The sequence below is a fragment of the Saccharopolyspora spinosa NRRL 18395 genome, from assembly GCF_000194155.1.
Taxonomy (GTDB): domain Bacteria; phylum Actinomycetota; class Actinomycetes; order Mycobacteriales; family Pseudonocardiaceae; genus Saccharopolyspora; species Saccharopolyspora spinosa.
In genome coordinates this window covers 642,354-656,466 of sequence record NZ_GL877878.1, presented here as the reverse complement: position 1 = coordinate 656,466, position 14,113 = coordinate 642,354, and the positions used below count along the sequence as shown (strand labels likewise).

17 protein-coding genes are annotated in these 14,113 nt (G+C 71.0%); 6 read left to right on the top strand and 11 right to left on the bottom strand.

Annotated elements, in window-relative coordinates:
- Positions 1–333 precede the first annotated feature (333 nt).
- From SSPN_RS0103265 to SSPN_RS42250, 5 genes are all read left to right on the top strand, one after another.
- Positions 334–1,359 carry an ABC transporter substrate-binding protein gene (locus SSPN_RS0103265; RefSeq protein ID WP_337466312.1) on the top strand — a complete coding sequence of 342 codons (1,026 nt, stop codon included), beginning with the start codon at positions 334–336 and terminating at the stop codon, positions 1,357–1,359.
- Positions 1,356–2,387 (top strand): FecCD family ABC transporter permease, encoded by a 1,032-nt coding sequence (locus SSPN_RS0103260; protein ID WP_010306808.1) that lies wholly within the window; start codon positions 1,356–1,358, stop codon positions 2,385–2,387. The genes SSPN_RS0103265 and SSPN_RS0103260 overlap by 4 nt, the downstream gene beginning before the upstream one ends.
- Positions 2,384–3,157, top strand: coding sequence for an ABC transporter ATP-binding protein (locus tag SSPN_RS0103255; protein WP_010306803.1), 774 nt, complete (start codon positions 2,384–2,386; stop codon positions 3,155–3,157). Before SSPN_RS0103260 ends, SSPN_RS0103255 begins: the two co-directional genes overlap by 4 nt.
- Positions 3,158–3,335: 178 nt before the next feature.
- Entirely contained in the window at positions 3,336–3,614 is a 279-nt protein-coding gene (locus SSPN_RS0103250) for a type II toxin-antitoxin system RelE/ParE family toxin (protein WP_237710430.1), read from the top strand.
- 27 nt (positions 3,615–3,641) lie between these two features.
- On the top strand, positions 3,642–3,986 hold the full coding sequence (locus tag SSPN_RS42250; protein ID WP_010306795.1) for a helix-turn-helix domain-containing protein: 345 nt from the start codon (positions 3,642–3,644) through the stop codon (positions 3,984–3,986).
- A gap of 36 nt (positions 3,987–4,022) precedes the next feature.
- Here the strand turns inward: SSPN_RS42250 and lgt are convergent, their stop codons facing one another.
- The 6 genes from lgt to SSPN_RS0103210 form a co-directional block, all read right to left on the bottom strand.
- Positions 4,023–5,102, bottom strand: a complete 1,080-nt coding sequence (gene lgt, locus SSPN_RS42245) for a prolipoprotein diacylglyceryl transferase (protein ID WP_010306791.1) — start codon at positions 5,100–5,102, stop codon at positions 4,023–4,025.
- Positions 5,103–5,247: 145 nt separating this feature from the next.
- Positions 5,248–6,039 (bottom strand): tryptophan synthase subunit alpha, encoded by a 792-nt coding sequence (gene trpA, locus SSPN_RS0103235; RefSeq protein WP_010306788.1) that lies wholly within the window; start codon positions 6,037–6,039, stop codon positions 5,248–5,250.
- On the bottom strand, positions 6,036–7,304 hold the full coding sequence (trpB, locus tag SSPN_RS0103230) for a tryptophan synthase subunit beta (RefSeq protein WP_010306784.1): 1,269 nt from the start codon (positions 7,302–7,304) through the stop codon (positions 6,036–6,038). Before trpB ends, trpA begins: the two co-directional genes overlap by 4 nt.
- A gap of 51 nt (positions 7,305–7,355) precedes the next feature.
- Positions 7,356–8,165 carry an indole-3-glycerol phosphate synthase TrpC gene (gene trpC, locus SSPN_RS0103225; protein ID WP_010306780.1) on the bottom strand — a complete coding sequence of 270 codons (810 nt, stop codon included), beginning with the start codon at positions 8,163–8,165 and terminating at the stop codon, positions 7,356–7,358.
- A 277-nt stretch (positions 8,166–8,442) separates the two neighbouring features.
- A complete protein-coding gene (locus SSPN_RS0103215; protein ID WP_010306771.1) occupies positions 8,443–9,063 on the bottom strand; it encodes a Trp biosynthesis-associated membrane protein in 621 nt (206 codons plus the stop codon).
- Complete coding sequence (locus SSPN_RS0103210; protein WP_010306769.1) at positions 9,041–10,618, bottom strand: anthranilate synthase component I; 1,578 nt, start codon at positions 10,616–10,618, stop codon at positions 9,041–9,043. Before SSPN_RS0103210 ends, SSPN_RS0103215 begins: the two co-directional genes overlap by 23 nt.
- An 89-nt stretch (positions 10,619–10,707) precedes the next feature.
- Between SSPN_RS0103210 and SSPN_RS42240 the strand changes: the two genes are divergently transcribed.
- Positions 10,708–11,331, top strand: a complete 624-nt coding sequence (locus tag SSPN_RS42240; RefSeq protein ID WP_010306766.1) for a TetR/AcrR family transcriptional regulator — start codon at positions 10,708–10,710, stop codon at positions 11,329–11,331.
- Positions 11,332–11,334: 3 nt separating this feature from the next.
- Here SSPN_RS42240 and hisI read toward each other — a convergent pair whose 3' ends face one another.
- From hisI to hisH, 5 genes are read right to left on the bottom strand one after another with little or no spacing between them, the layout of a single operon-like run.
- Positions 11,335–11,685: a phosphoribosyl-AMP cyclohydrolase gene (gene hisI / locus SSPN_RS0103195; RefSeq protein WP_010306762.1), complete on the bottom strand. Its 351-nt coding sequence runs from the start codon at positions 11,683–11,685 to the stop codon at positions 11,335–11,337.
- Positions 11,682–12,437, bottom strand: coding sequence for an imidazole glycerol phosphate synthase subunit HisF (hisF, locus tag SSPN_RS0103190; protein ID WP_010306759.1), 756 nt, complete (start codon positions 12,435–12,437; stop codon positions 11,682–11,684). The genes hisI and hisF overlap by 4 nt, the downstream gene beginning before the upstream one ends.
- Positions 12,438–12,492: 55 nt before the next feature.
- Positions 12,493–13,224 (bottom strand): bifunctional 1-(5-phosphoribosyl)-5-((5-phosphoribosylamino)methylideneamino)imidazole-4-carboxamide isomerase/phosphoribosylanthranilate isomerase PriA, encoded by a 732-nt coding sequence (gene priA / locus SSPN_RS0103185; RefSeq protein ID WP_010306756.1) that lies wholly within the window; start codon positions 13,222–13,224, stop codon positions 12,493–12,495.
- A gap of 32 nt (positions 13,225–13,256) precedes the next feature.
- Complete coding sequence (locus SSPN_RS0103180) at positions 13,257–13,457, bottom strand: hypothetical protein (RefSeq protein WP_010306755.1); 201 nt, start codon at positions 13,455–13,457, stop codon at positions 13,257–13,259.
- On the bottom strand, positions 13,454–14,083 hold the full coding sequence (hisH, locus tag SSPN_RS0103175) for an imidazole glycerol phosphate synthase subunit HisH (RefSeq protein ID WP_029534925.1): 630 nt from the start codon (positions 14,081–14,083) through the stop codon (positions 13,454–13,456). Before hisH ends, SSPN_RS0103180 begins: the two co-directional genes overlap by 4 nt.
- Between the last annotated feature and the right edge of the window lie 30 nt (positions 14,084–14,113).

The window sequence follows — 14,113 nt, the reverse complement described above, 5'->3', positions numbered from 1 at the left end:
ACCCGGAAGCAGCATTCTGCACGTGATGCTGACCATCTTGTAGTAACGCACCCGGTTGGGTTACCACGCCTGCGGACGCGCGTCGCCGAACACAGTTCGTCGTCAAATTTAACCGCTGGGTCGCGCGCGGGGTAGTCCCAGTGCCGCAGGACACCCACGCGCGGCTCGGAGACCGATCTTCTCCTGATATCTTTCCAGCTCAGAGTGCCCGCGCTGCGGGTGCTCGCGGGACGCCAGCGCCAAGCGAAACCGGTGTGAACCCGGTGCTGTGCCGCAACTGCGATGGCCTGCTTCCAGGCGGGCACGAGCCAGGTCGCCTTGCGCGTGGCGTCGATGTCCGCCACCCCCGGTGCAGGGGTGCGGCGTCGGCTGCCCGGCCACGCCTGCCCAACCGCACCGGCCGATCGTAGGGAAGACATGACCGGGTTCCGCCGACTCGCCGCCCTGCTGCTCGCGATGCTCGCCCTGCTCGCCGGGGTCACCGCGTGCGCCACCCGCCCCCGCTCCGATGCACCCGCCCCGGCCGACGACCCGGCCGCTGCCTTCCCGGTCAAGGTCGAGCTGCCCGGCGCGCCGCCGGTGACGCTCCCGCAGCAGCCGAAGCGGATCATCTCGCTGTCCCCGACCGCCACCGAGACGCTGTACGCGATCGGCGCCGGCGACCAGGTCATCGCGGTGGACCAGTACTCCAACTTCCCGGCGCAGGCGCCGCGCACCGCCCTCACCGGCTTCACCGCGGACGCGGCCGCCGTCGGGGCGCACACCCCCGACCTGGTCATCGCCCCGGACAACGCCGCGAAGCTGGCGGAGGGGCTGAAGGTGGTCAGCGTGCCGACGCTGCTCACCCCGTCGGCGGCGACGCTGGAAGACGCCTACAAGCAGATCGAGGTCCTCGGGCAGGCCACCGGGCACACCAAGCAGGCCGCGCAGCTGGTCGGACGGATGCGCTCGCAGATCGACGAAATCGTCCGCAACACGCCGCGCCCGCCGCAACCGCTGAGCTACTTCCACGAGGTCAGCCCGGACTACTACACCGCGACCTCGCAGAGCTTCGTCGGCAGCGTCTACGGCCTGTTCGGGCTGCACAACATCGCCGACCCGGCTGGCGGGCCGTTCCCGCAGCTGTCCGAGGAGCACGTCGTGCAGGCCAACCCGAACCTGATCTTCGTCGCGGACACCAAGTGCTGCCAGGTCAACGCGGCGGCCGTGGCGGCCCGGCCGGGCTGGCACACCCTGGACGCGGTGCAGCACGGCCGCATCATCGAACTCGACGACGACATCGCCGGCCGGTGGGGTCCGCGGGTGGTCGACCTGGTGCGCGCGATCGGCGACAGCGTCGCCAAGGCGCAGCACGGGTGACCGAAGCGCTCAGCCCGGCCCGCGCGCGCCTGAGGCAGACCAAACTGCGCCCGCGCCACCTGCTGGTCGCGTTGGTGGTGCTGGTGGCAAGCATCCTGCTGTCGGTGGTGCTCGGCGCCGCCGAACTCGGCTGGCAGCGGGTGCTCGGGGAGATCGTCGCGCAGCTGACCGGCGGCATGTCGCCGCTGTCCGAGCGGGAGGCGGCGATCCTGTGGCAGCTGCGGGTGCCCCGGGTGATGCTCGGCGTGCTGGTCGGGGCCGCGCTGGCGGTGTCCGGCGCGGCGTTCCAGGGCGTGTTCCGCAACCCGCTGGCCGACCCGTACCTGCTGGGCGCCGCGTCCGGGGCCGGGTTGGGCGCCATCTTGGTGATCACCACCACGCTGTCCGTTCCGGTGCAGCTCGCGGCGTTCGCGGGCGCGCTCGGCGGCGTGGGCCTGACCTGGCTGGTCGGCCGCTCCGCCGGCCGGGACACCGCGACGCTCGTGCTGGCCGGGGTCGCGGTCGGGGCGTTCCTCACCGCCGGGCAGACGTTCGTGCAGCAACTGCGAGTGGAGACGCTGGAGCAGGTCTACATGTGGATCCTGGGGCGGCTGACCACCACCGGCTGGCGGGAAGTGCTGGTCGTGCTGCCCTACCTGGCGATCTCGGCGGTCGTGCTCTGCACCTGCGCGCGGCTGCTGGACCTGCTGGGCACCGGCGATGAGGAGGCGGCCGCGCTGGGCGTGCACCCGGGGCGGGTGCGGCTGCTGGTGCTTTCGGCCGCGTCGCTGGCCACCGCCGCGGCGGTGTCGGTGGCCGGGCTGATCGGCTTCGTCGGCCTCGTGGTGCCGCACCTGGTGCGACTGGCGATCGGCGGCAGCTTCCGGATCATCGTGCCGATGTCGCTGTTGTTCGGCGGGGCGTTCCTGGTCGTCGCGGACACGCTCGCCCGAACCGTGCTGGCACCGGCCGAGATCCCGATCGGCGTGATCACGGCATTCACCGGCGCACCGTTCTTCGCGATTTTGCTGCACCGGAGGCGCGCATGAGCACCCTGGAGGTGCACGAGCTGTCGGCCGGATATCGCCGCAGCACGGTGCTTTCCGACGTTTCGACCACTGTGGACAACGGCGGCTGGCTGGGCATCATCGGGCCCAACGGGTCGGGCAAGTCGACGCTGTTGAAGGCCGTCGCGGGACTGGTGCGGCATCACGGCCGGGTGCTGGTCGACGGCCGCCCGCTGGCCTCGCTGCGCCGCCGCGAACGCGCCCAGGCGGTCGGCTACGCGCCGCAGATCCCCCAGCTGCCAATCGGCCTGACCGTCACCGACTACGTCCTGCTCGGCCGCACCCCGCACCTGGGTGTGCTGGGCCGGGAAGGGCCCGCGGACCTGGACGTGGTCGGTGCCCTGCTGGAGCGGCTGGACCTGACGCGACTCGCGGACCGAGCCCTGTCGACGCTGTCCGGCGGCGAACGCCAACGGGCCGTGCTGGCCCGAGCCCTCGCCCAACGGGCCGGCGTCCTGCTGCTCGACGAGCCGACCACGGGCCTTGACGTCGGACACGCCCAGGCCCTGCTCGACCTGGTCGACGAACTGCGCCGGGAGCTGGGCACGACGGTGGTCATGACGCTGCACGACCTCACCCTCGCGGCCCAGTACGCCGAGCGCCTTCTCCTCCTCGACGCGGGGCGCGTGGTGGCCGAGGGGACCCCGGCGGAGGTCCTGACCCCGACAGCCCTGGCGGAGCGCTACACGGCCCGGGTCGCGGTCCTGCACACCCCCGACGGCTCCCCGGTCATCGCCCCGATCCGCGCGTGACAGGCGCCCGCCAGCGCAGCTTCGACCCCTTCCTCCGAGCGCGCCACCCGCGCTGCCAAGTCCGCGTTCCCGTCACTCGAATTGATCATATCCACAATATAGCATCGACACGATATCGCGTGCGCGCTATTTTCGAGGCGTGTCCGAGAAAAGCGGAGGTGGACGATGGATCATCGTGGTGTCGCCAGACGTCGAACGCTGGTACTGCAGCTTGAAGAACCGGGACCGCGCCGTGACAGACCGAATGTTCAACCTGCTCGCAGAGTTCGGACCGCTGCTGGGCATGCCGCACAGCAGGCATCTCAGTGGCGGATTGCGCGAACTGAGGTTCCACTGCGAAGGAGTCGAACGCCGGGTGACCTACTTCCTCGACCACGACCACCTCGCAATCGTCTTGACGACGTTCCGGAAGCAGCGATCGAACGAACGGCGCGAGGTCACTCGCGCGCCCGGTTAGCCATGAGGCACAAACGGAGGCCGTGAGATGACCTGGAAGAAGCTCGATCAGATTCGCCGGGAGAATCCGGTGACCGACGAGGAGGAGTACGGCCAGGCGTACGCCGAGGCGTCACTGGCTTTCGAGCTGGCGCGGCTGGTGTACGGGTTGCGCACGCAAGCCGGGCTCACGCAGACCGAACTCGCGCGACGGATGGGGACCACGCAGTCCTCGGTGGCGCGTTGGGAGAGCGGCGGCAGTCTGCCGACCATCGATCTGCTCGACCGGCTCGGGCGGGCCGTCGACGTCCGGCTGGAGCTAGTGGCATCGCATCACGACCCCACCAGCTCCAAGGATTCGCCAAGCTGCGCAGTCGCTTTCGGCGCTCGGTAACCGTCCGGTCGACGACGCCCTCGGCGCGCCTAAAGGTCAGTCCTTCGCGTCCTTGGCGCCGTCGACGCTTCGCGCCTCCGCGCGCTCGCCCTCCGGGCCGTCGTCCTTGCCCTCGGGGCCGTCGTCCTTGCCCTCCGGGCCGTCGCCTTTGCCAGCGTCGGTCGTCGCCTTCGACTCCTCGGCGTCAGCATGCTCCGGCGTCGCAGCGGTGTCGTCGTCGCCGGGCATCGGCTTGCCGCGCAGTAGCTCGGGGTCCTCGCGCTTGCCCCGCACCAGCACCAGGTACAGGACCGCGAGGGCGAAGACGATCAGGGAGGTGAAGACGTTGATTCGGATGCCGAGGATGTGCGTGGCGTCGTCGGTGCGCATCATCTCGATCCACAGCCGGCCCGCCGTGTAGCCCGCGACGTAGAGCGCGAACACCCGGCCGTGGCCCATCCGGAATTTGCGGTCCGCCCAGATGACCAGGAGGAAGACACCGAGGTTCCACAGCAGCTCGTACAGGAACGTGGGGTGCACGACCGTGATCGGCGTGCTGTCCGTCGCCACACCGGTGATGGGGTCCGCGAGCCCGGTCGCCGGGTCGATGCGCCGGTAGATCTCCAGGCCCCAGGGCAGGTCCGTCGGCGCACCGTAGAGCTCCTGGTTGAACCAGTTGCCGAGGCGGCCGATCGCCTGCGCCAGGATGATGCCGGGCGCGACGGCGTCGGCGAACACGGACAGCGGCACGCCCCGGCGGCGGCAGCCGATCCAGGCGCCGACCGCGCCGAGCGCCACCGCGCCCCAGATGCCCAGGCCGCCTTCCCACACCTTGAGGGCGTCCAGCGGGTTGCGGTCCGGCCCAAAGTACTTGTACCAGTCGGTCGCGACGTGGTAGAGCCGACCGCCGACCAGCCCGAACGGCACCGCGAACACCGCGATGTCGATGACCGTGCCCTCGCGTCCGCCGCGCGCCACCCAACGGCGGCTGCTGATCCATACGGCCGCGATGATGCCGGCGATGATGCACAGCGCGTAGGCGCGCAGCGGGATCGGGCCGATGAACCAAACCCCCTGCGGCGGGCTGGGGATGTTGGCCAGGAACGGACTCGCCAAGGCTGCAACCGGGGCACTCACGCCGCTACCGTATCGGTCGCTCGACGAAAGGTGCGCACCACCCGGTATCAACGAGGTGAACGGTCCGTTCGCTCCGACTGGGGAGCGAACGGACCGTTCACACCAGTCCCAAACTGCTCAGAGTTCTCGACGAGCGCTCGCCGGATCAGCGCGACCGGACGCCGCGGGCAAGCTCCGCGGCGAGCTCGCGGACGCCCGCCGGGCCGTCCTCGGCGCGGGTGACGAAGGCGGAGCCGACGATGACGCCGTCGGCGAAGCCCGACACCTCGGCGGCCTGCTCGCCGGAGCGCACCCCGAGCCCGACGCCGATCGGCAGGTCGGTGTGCGCGCGGGTGCGCTGCACCAGTCCGGCCGCGGCCTCGCCGACGCTCTCGCGCGCGCCCGTCACGCCCATCACGGACGTGGCGTAGACGAAGCCGCTGGTGGCCTTGGCGGTCAGCGCCAGCCGCTCCTCCGTCGACGACGGGGCGACCAGGAAGATCCGGTCCAGGCCGTGCGCGTCGGTCGCGGCGATCCAGTCCTCGCCCTCGTCCGGGATCAGGTCCGGCGTGATCACGCCGAGCCCGCCGGCCGACTTGATGTCGCGGGCGAACGCGTCCGGGCCGTAGTGGTGCACCGGGTTCCAGTAGGTCATCACCACGGCGTGGCCACCGGCGTCGGCGATCGAGGACACCACGTCGAATACGTCCCGCAGCCGGAAGCCGGCACGCAGCGCCTTGTCGCTGGCCGCCTGGATGGTCGGTCCGTCCATCACCGGGTCGGAGAACGGGATGCCGACCTCGACGATGTCGCAACCGGTCGAGCCGTCGGTGCCGGTCAGCATCGCCGAGAACAGTTCCTTGGACTCCTCGACGGTCGGGAACCCGGCTGGCAGGTAGCCGATCAGGGCCGCCCGCTGCTCTTCCCGGCAGGCCTGGAAAACCTCGCGCAGGTTCACCGCGATTCCTCCTCGCTCTCGTCGACGAGCCCGAAGTACTTCGCCGCGGTGTCCATGTCCTTGTCGCCCCGGCCGGAGAGATTGACCAGGATGATCGTGTCCGGGCCGAGCTCCTTGCCGAGCTTGATCGCGCCGGCCAGCGCGTGCGCCGACTCGATGGCGGGGATGATGCCCTCGGTGCGCGACAGCAACCGGAACGCCAGCATGGCCTCGTCGTCGGTGATCGAGCGGTACTCGGCGCGCCCGATGTCCTTCAGGTAGGAGTGCTCGGGCCCCACGCCCGGGTAGTCCAGCCCGGCGGAGATCGAGTAGGCCTCGATGACCTGGCCGTCGTCGTCCTGCAGCAGGTACGAGCGGGCCCCGTGCAGCGTGCCGGGGGTGCCTTCGCAGAGGGTGGCGCCGTGCTCGCCGGAGGCGATGCCGTGCCCGCCGGGTTCGAAGCCGACCAGCCGCACGCCCGGGTCGTCGATGAAGCCGTGGAAGATGCCGATGGCGTTGGAGCCGCCGCCGACGCAGGCCGCGACCACGTCGGGCAGCCGACCGGTCAGTTCGAGCACCTGCCGACGGGCCTCGTCGCCGATGACCTTGTGGAAGTTGCGCACCATCATCGGGAACGGGTGCGAACCGGCGGCGGTGCCCAGCAGGTAGTGGGTGTGGTCGACGTTGGTGACCCAGTCGCGCAGCGCCTCGTTGATGGCGTCCTTGAGGGTCGCCGAGCCGCTGCGGACCGGGATGACCTCGGCGCCCAGCAGCCGCATCCGGGCGACGTTGAGGGCCTGCCGCTCGGTGTCCACCTTGCCCATGTAGACGACGCATTCGAGGCCGAGCAGCGCGCAGGCCGTCGCGGTGGCGACGCCGTGCTGCCCGGCGCCGGTCTCGGCGATGACCCGGCGCTTGCCCATCCGCTTGACCAGCAGCGCCTGCCCCAGCACGTTGTTGATCTTGTGCGAGCCGGTGTGGTTGAGGTCCTCGCGCTTGAGCAGGATGCGTGCGCCGCCGGCGTGCTCGGCGAACCGCTTCGCCTCGGTCAGCAGCGACGGCCGCCCGGCGTAGTTGCGCAGCAGGTCGTCGAGTTCGGCGAGGTACTGCGGGTCGCTTTGCGCCTTGGCGTACTCGGCGGCGAGCTCGTCCTGGGCGGCGATCAGCGCCTCCGGCATGAACCGGCCGCCGTAGACCCCGAAGTGCCCGCGCTCGTCCGGTTCGTGCCCCTCCGGCACGGGCTTGCCCGGGCGGTGGGCGCGCGCGGTCTCTGCGCCTACGGTCATTGCCTTACCTCCTGTGCCTCGCCGACCCCTGAACCCGTGGAACCGGTCCGACTACCGGCTCGGCCGCGGGCACGCGGGGTGCGACCCGGCGGTCACCAGCTGGGTGACGGCCGTCTTGGGATTGTCGCTGGTCACCAGGCCCTCGCCGACCAGCACCGCGTCCGCACCGGACCCCGCGTAGGCCATCAGGTCGCTCGGCCCGCGGACCCCGGACTCGGCGATCTTGAGGATCTCCTGCGGCAGTCCCGGAGCGATCCGGCCGAACACGTCGCGGTCGACTTCGAGCGTATGCAGGTTGCGCGCGTTGATGCCAATTACTTTCGCGCCGGCCTCCAGCGCGCGGTCGGCTTCCTCGGCGGTGTGCACCTCGACGAGCGCGGTCATGCCCAGGGACTCGACCCGGTCCAGCAGCGCTTCCAGCGCGTTCTGCTCCAGGGCCGCCACGATGAGCAGCACCATGTCCGCGCCATGCGCCCGGGCCTCGTGCACCTGGTACGGGCTGATGATGAAGTCCTTGCGCAGCAGGGGCGTGTTGACCCTGGCGCGGACCGCGTCGAAGTCGGCCAGCGTGCCGCCGAAGCGGCGCTGCTCGGTGAGCACGCTGATCACGCGCGCACCTGCGGCGGCGTAGTCGGCGGCGAGATCGGCCGGCTCGCCGATCTCTGCCAGCTCGCCCTTGGACGGGCTGCGCCGCTTCACCTCCGCGATGACGCCCACGCCCGGCGCCCGCAGCGCGGCGAGCACGTCGTGCGGCGGCGCCGCGGCAGCTGACAACTGCTTGATCTCGTCGAAGGGGATCGCGGATTCGCGAACTGCAAGATCTTCGCGAACACCTTCGATGATGGATTCCAGAACGGTCACGCGAACACCTCGCAGGCCGTGCCCCGCACACTCACCTTCACGTCGGTCCGCAAACAACTGGATGCGCAGATGAACTCATTGCGCTCGATCACGACACTCCCCTTCCCGCCGTGCCGTCGCATGGCCGATGCTAAACCTCACCGGCCACCGGTCCCACCAAGGGGGTGGCCCAACGTCCCTGCACAACAAGGACCTTCGGCCCTGGTGGCATGGTCGGGCACCCGTTCGGAACCGTCCCGAACTGGCTTTTCCACCCCTCGGTGAATTTGAAATACGTTCAACGATCCTGGTCGTCAGTTGGATCGCGCCCGGCGTCCAAGTCGTTCCACATCTGGCGGTCCGGATCGTGGGATTCCTGCTTCGCGGCACCCGGAGCCGAATATTTCGCACCCATCGCAGGCATTCTGCCCGCGCGGAACGCCACCAGCAGCCCGGCGACGAACAGCAGCAGCGCGCCCGCTGCCATCAGCAGCGGCCCGTACGGCTGGCTGAGCAGCTCACCGATCGGCGTGCTGCCCGGCGGCACGTCGTCGGGCTTCCCGGTCGCGAACCAGCCGGAGGTGTAGAGCTCGACCGCCCGCCAGACCAGCAGGCCGCCCGCGACCGCGATGAGGACGCCCACCACGCGCCGGAACACCCCGCCGGTTGCCAGCACCGCCGCGACGGCGGCGAGTGCCGCGAGCGCCATCGGCACCAGTTCCGGGCGCAGGTCCTCGCCGGTGAACCCGCCCGTGACCTCGGTGCCGAACGGCGTGCGGTAGCGCTGGCCAAGCCAGGTGAGCGCGCTGGCACCCCACAGCAATCCGGCTGCGACCAGCGCCAGCAGCACCACCGACCACAGCAGGCCCTTCGACCGCGCGGGCGGCGCTGTCGTCTCAGATCCCGGCTCGGTGGTCAACTCGCTCCCCCGCCGCCTGATCGCTGGTCGGCGGCGACAGCGTCTCCGCCGTCGCCACTGCGTTGAGCACCGCGCGCGCTTTGTTCAGGCACTCCTGGTCCTCGGCAACCGGGTCGGAGTCGGCCACGATGCCGCCGCCGGCCTGCACGTACGCGGTGCCGTCGCGCACCAGCGCGGTGCGGATCGCGATCGCGGTGTCGGCGTCGCCGGCGAAGTCCAGGTAGCCCACGACGCCGCCGTACTGGGCGCGCCGGGTCGGCTCCAGCTCCTCGATCAACTCCAGCGCGCGCGGCTTCGGCGCGCCGGAGAGCGTGCCCGCCGGGAAGCACGCGGCGATCGCGTCGAACGCCGTACGCCCTTCGGCGAGCTGCCCGGTCACGGTGGACACGATGTGCATGACGTGGCTGTAGCGCTCGATGCGGAAGAAGTCGACGACGTGCACCGAACCCGGCTTGCAGACCCGGCCCAGGTCGTTGCGGCCGAGGTCGACGAGCATCAGGTGCTCGGCGCGCTCCTTATCGTCGTTGATGAGCTCCTTCTCCAGCAGCGCGTCCTCGTCCTCGTCGGCACCCCGCCAGCGGGTTCCGGCGATCGGGTGCGTGGTCGCCTGCCCGTCGCGCACCGTGACCAGCGATTCGGGGCTGGAGCCGACGATGTCGAACGGCGCGCCGCCGTCCGGTGCCTCCAGCCGCAGCAGGTACATGTACGGGCTGGGGTTCGTCGTGCGCAGGACCCGGTAGATGTCGAGTGCGTCTGCGCTGGTCGTCATCTCGAAACGCTGCGAGACCACGACCTGGAACGCCTCGCCGTCCCGGATCGCCTCCTTGGCCTTTTCCACCGCCGCGTAGTGCTCGTCGGGCTGGCGCCGCCGGACGAACTGCGGGCTCGGCCGGGAGAACGAGGCGATCGTGGGCGCGGCCAGGGTGCACAGCCGCTCGGTCATCTCGTCCAGCCGGCGAACCGCGTCGTCGTAGGCCGCGTCCACGCCCTCCGGGCTGTCGTCCCAGTTCACCGCGTTGGCGATGAGCGTGATGCTGCCCTCGTGGTGGTCCAGCGCGGCGAGGTCGGTGGCCAGCAGCATCACCATCTCGGGGATCTGCAGGTCGTCCTCGGTCAGGTTCGGCAGCCGCTCCAGCCGGCGGACCGCGTCGTAGCCGAGGTAGCCGACCATGCCGCCGGTCAGCGGCGGCAGCCCGGGCAGCGGATCGGTGTGCAGCAGCCGGACCGTCTCGCGCAGCGCCTGCAGCGGGTCGCCGCCGTCCGGCAGCCCCACCGGCGGCTTGCCCGTCCAGTGCGCTTGGCCGTCGCGGACGGTCAGCGCGGCCGCGCAGTGCGCACCCACGAAGGACCATCGCGACCAGGAACGACCGTTCTCGGCGGACTCGAAGAGGAACGTTCCGGGGCGGTCCCCGGCGAGCTTGCGGTACACCCCGAGCGGGGTCTCGTCGTCCGCGAGCAACCGCCGCACCACCGGGATCACCCGGCGGTCCGCCGCCAGGGCGCGGAACTCCTCGCGTCCAGGGCTGATAGTGCCGATTTCACCGTCGCCGACCATGTCGTCATTGTGCCGCCCACCCGTTCCGGTCCGCGCGGGACCTCCGCACCGCTTTGCCCCCGGGCCGCTGCGGCAGCCAGGATGGGCGGGTGAGCAGTGGAATCGACCAGAGCGGAACCGAGCCGAAGCGCCGCGGGCGGCGGCGCAGCGGAGCCGACACCAGGGCTGCGCTGCTCGCGGCGGCGCGCGAGGTGTTCACCGAGCAGGGCTACGACTCGGCGACGGTGCGCGCCATCGCGGGCCGGGCCGGGGTCGATCCGGCGATGGTCAACCACTGGTTCGGCGGCAAGGAGGGGCTGTTCACCGCGGCGGTGCACATCCCGATCAACCCGGCTGAGGTGGTGCCGGAGTTGCTGGCGGGCGATCTGGAGCAGCTGGCCGAGCGGTTGCTGCGGCGGTTCCTGACCGTGTGGGACAACGCGGAGGGCGGCCAGTTCGCGGCCCTGGTCCGCAGCATCGCGGCCAACGAGAACGCGGTGGCGATGCTCCGGGAGTTCATCCAGAACGTGATGTTCAACCGGCTGATCAAGGTGCTGGGCGTGGACCAGCCGGAGCTGCGCGCGGCGCTGTGCGGGTCGCAGATCGTTGGGCTGGGAATGGCCCGCTACGTCGTCCACCTGGAGCCGCTGGCCTCGGCCGACCATGACACCGTCGTGTCAGCGATCGGCCCCAACCTCCAGCGCTACCTCACCGGCGACATCTCGGGCCGGTGACCGTCAGCCTTCCGCTTCGAGCAGCACGTCCGCGTCGAAGCAGGTGTGGTCGCCGGTGTGGCAGGCCGCGCCTTCCTGGTCGACGACCAGCAGGATCGTGTCGCCGTCGCAGTCCAGGCGGACCTCGTGCACGTACTGGGTGTGGCCGGAGGTCTCGCCCTTGATCCAGTACTGCTGGCGGCTGCGGGAGTAGTAGGTGCCGCGGCGGGTGGCGAGGGTGCGGTGCAGGGCCTCGTCGTCCATCCACGCCATCATCAGCACCTCGCCGGTGCCGCGCTGCTGTGCGACCGCCGCGACGAGCCCGTCCGGGTTGCGCTTGAGCCGAGCCGCGATCGCCGGGTCCAGACCGCTCATCGAACCGTGATCCCTTCCGCCCGCATGGCGTCCTTGACCTCGCCGATCCGCAGCTGTCCGAAGTGGAACACGCTGGCGGCCAGCACCGCGTCGGCCCCGGCGCGCACCGCGGGGGCGAAGTGCTCGACCGCGCCGGCCCCGCCGCTGGCGATCAACGGCACGTCGACGACCTCGCGCACCGCGCGGATCATCTCCAGGTCGAAACCGGCCTTGGTGCCGTCGGCGTCCATCGAGTTCAGCAGGATCTGGCCCTTCGCGGCCCACTCCACGGCGCAGATCCCGGTGCCGCGCCGACCGCCGTGCGTGGTGACCTCGTAGCCGGACTGCGTCGGCTGGCCGCCTTCGGGCACGCGCCGCGCGTCGACGGACAGCACGATGCACTGGGCGCCGTAGCGCTGCGAGGCCTCGCTGAGCAGCTCTGGCCGGGCGATCGCCGCCGTGTTCAGGCTGACCTTGTCCGCCCCGGCGCGCAGCAGCCGGTCGATGTCGTCGGTGCTGCGCACGCCGCCGCCGACGGTCAGCGGGATGAACACCTGCTCGGCGGTGCGGCGGACCACGTCGAAGGTCGTCTCCCGGTCCGCCGAGGACGCCGTGACGTCGAGGAAAGTGAGCTCGTCGGCGCCCTCCGCGTCGTAAGCGCGGGCAAGCTCCACCGGGTCGCCGGCGTCCCTGAGGTTGGTGAAGTTGACACCTTTGACGACCCGCCCCTGATCGACGTCCAGGCAGGGGATCACACGCACCGCAACGGCCATGTCTCCAGGGTAGAGACACGGCCGTGCGGTGCGGTGACCCGGGCTGTCCGGGCGCTCAGCGCACGGCGGCGAGGGCCTCTTCGAGCGTGAAGTTCTGGGCGTAGAGCGCCTTTCCGACGATCGAGCCCTCCAGCCCAACCGGCGCGAGCTTCGACAGCTCCACCAGGTCGTCCACACTGGACACACCGCCGGAGGCGATCACCGGCGCTTCGGTACGGGCGCAGACCTCGCGCAACAGCGCGACGTTCGGCCCCTGCAGCGTGCCGTCCTTGCTGACGTCGGTGACCACGTAGCGGCGGCAACCGGCGGCGTCCAGCCGGGCCAGCACCTCCCACAGGTCGCCGCCGTCCTTGGTCCAGCCGCGCGCGGCCAGCCGGTGGCCCTGCTCGGTGATCCGCACGTCCAGCCCGACCGCGACCCGCTCGCCGTACTCGGCGACCACCCGGTCCGCCCACTTCGGGTTCTCCAGCGCGGCGGTGCCGAGGTTCACCCGCACGCAGCCGGTGGCCAGCGCGGCCTCCAGCGAGGCGTCGTCGCGGATGCCACCGGAGAGCTCCACCTGCACGTCGAGCTTGCCGGTCACCTCGGCCAGCAGCGCCCGGTTCGAGCCCCGGCCGAACGCGGCGTCCAGGTCGACCAGATGGATCCACTCCGCCCCCGCGCGCTGCCAGGCCAGCGCGGCCTCCAGCGGATCTCCGTAGGAGGTCTCGGTACCGGCGGCACCCTGCACGAGGCGGACTGCCTGACCGTCGGCAACGTCAACAGCGGGAAGTAGCGTGAAAGTCACGCCCCAACCCTACGACGCCGCCCCTGCCCTGCTCAGCGGCGGGTGCGGTCGCCTCGGGCCACGGCGACGACGGGCACCGCAAGCACGATCAGCACTAGCAGCAGCACCGCCCACAGCGGCACCCCGGCCTGCAGCAGGTAGGGCGCGCCGAGACCCGCGATCATCCCCAACGCCAGGACCAGGGCGATCACCCGGACCGCTCGCGGCCCCAGCAGGCCGTGCCGCCGCGTCACAGGCTGTCCAGCCAGTTCCGCAGCAGCTGGGCGCCCGCCTCCCCAGACTTCTCCGGGTGGAACTGGGTCGCCGTCAGCGGCCCGTTCTCCACTGCGGCGACGAACGGTTCGCCGTGCTCGGCCCAGGTCACCAGCGGCGGCGCGATCGCGTCCGACGGCGGCAGCTGCCACTTGCGGACGCCGAAGGAGTGCACGAAGTAGAACCGGGTGCCCGGCTCGATCCCGGCGAACAGGGTGCTGCCCGCTGGCGGCTGCACCTCGTTCCAGCCCATGTGCGGCAGGATGTCGGCCTGCAGTCGCTCGACGGTGCCCGGCCACTGGCCGCAGCCGTTGGCCTGCATGCCGTGCTCGACGCCCTCGTCGAAGAGCACCTGCATGCCGACGCAGATCCCCAGAACGGGGCGGTCGCCGGCCAGCCGGTGGTCGATGATCTTGTCCCCGCCGACGTGGAGCAGGCCCGCCATGCACGCGGCGAACGCCCCGACACCCGGTACGACCAGCCCGTCTGCCTCCATCGCGGCACGATGGTCGGCGGTCACCTCGACGTCGGCCCCGACGCGTTGGAGCGCGCGTTCGGCGGAGCGGAGGTTGCCTGATCCATAGTCCAAGATGACGACTCGTGCCACGGCCCTAGGCTACCGGGATGGCGCATCAGG

Coding starts and splice junctions, on each gene's coding strand:
- hisF (WP_010306759.1), bottom strand. CDS start 12,437: ATGGCCGTTGCGGTGCGTGTGATCCCCTGCCTGGACGTCGATCAGGGG.
- SSPN_RS0103265 (WP_337466312.1), top strand. CDS start 334: ATGTCCGCCACCCCCGGTGCAGGGGTGCGGCGTCGGCTGCCCGGCCAC.
- SSPN_RS0103210 (WP_010306769.1), bottom strand. CDS start 10,618: ATGGTCGGCGACGGTGAAATCGGCACTATCAGCCCTGGACGCGAGGAG.
- trpB (WP_010306784.1), bottom strand. CDS start 7,304: ATGACCGTAGGCGCAGAGACCGCGCGCGCCCACCGCCCGGGCAAGCCC.
- SSPN_RS0103255 (WP_010306803.1), top strand. CDS start 2,384: ATGAGCACCCTGGAGGTGCACGAGCTGTCGGCCGGATATCGCCGCAGC.
- hisI (WP_010306762.1), bottom strand. CDS start 11,685: ATGAGCGGTCTGGACCCGGCGATCGCGGCTCGGCTCAAGCGCAACCCG.
- SSPN_RS42250 (WP_010306795.1), top strand. CDS start 3,642: ATGACCTGGAAGAAGCTCGATCAGATTCGCCGGGAGAATCCGGTGACC.